The organism is Rhizobium redzepovicii, from assembly GCF_019793435.1.
GTDB classification, from domain to species: Bacteria; Pseudomonadota; Alphaproteobacteria; order Rhizobiales; family Rhizobiaceae; genus Rhizobium; species Rhizobium redzepovicii.
In genome coordinates this window covers 1-848 of sequence record NZ_JAILYH010000061.1, presented here as the reverse complement: position 1 = coordinate 848, position 848 = coordinate 1, and the positions used below count along the sequence as shown (strand labels likewise).

The 848-nt window shown below is 63.1% G+C and carries 1 protein-coding gene; it reads right to left on the bottom strand.

Going from position 1 to position 848, the window contains the following annotated elements; genetic code table 11:
* A partial coding sequence (locus K6N12_RS33560) for an alcohol dehydrogenase catalytic domain-containing protein (protein WP_222149171.1) occupies window positions 1–848 on the bottom strand: 848 nt, incomplete at both ends.

Sequence of the window (848 nt, the reverse complement as noted above, 5' to 3'; positions counted from 1 at the left end):
GATTTGCCCCAGCCGCGGTGGGAGGCCTCCAGCGCCTGGCGCATCACCTTGGTGTTGCCGGTGCAGTCGAAGGTGTAGTCGGCGCCGCCGATCAGGTCGCCATTGCGTTTGGTCATGTTGACGAGATGCGGCACGATGTCGTCGCCCACCTCCTTCGGATTGACGAAATGCGTCATGCCGAACTTCTCGCCCCAGGCCTTGCGGTCAGGATTGATGTCGACGCCGATGATCATGTCGGCGCCGGCGAGCCTGAGCCCCTGCAGCACGTTGAGGCCGATTCCGCCGAGACCGAAGACGATGGCCGTCGAACCGATCTCGACCTTGGCGGTATTGATCACCGCGCCAATGCCGGTGGTGACACCGCAGCCGATATAGCAGATCTTGTCGAAGGGCGCGTCGGGATTGACCTTGGCAAGGGCGATCTCCGGCAGCACAGTGTAATTGGCGAAGGTCGAGCAGCCCATATAGTGGTGGATCTTGTCCTTGCCGATGGAGAAGCGCGAGGTTCCGTCCGGCATCACACCCTGGCCCTGGGTCGAGCGGATCGCCGTGCAGAGATTGGTCTTGCGGGAAAGGCAGGAATAACACTCGCGGCATTCCGGCGTGTAGAGCGGAATGACATGGTCGCCCTTCTTCACCGAGGTGACGCCAGGGCCGACGTCGACGACGATGCCGGCACCCTCATGGCCGAGAATGGCCGGGAACAGGCCTTCCGGATCGGCACCCGACAGGGTGAAATCGTCGGTGTGGCAGATGCCCGTCGCCTTGACCTCGACCAGCACTTCGCCGGCCCGCGGACCTTCCAGCTGCACGGTCATCACTTCGAGCGGTTTTCCGGCCTGAACGGC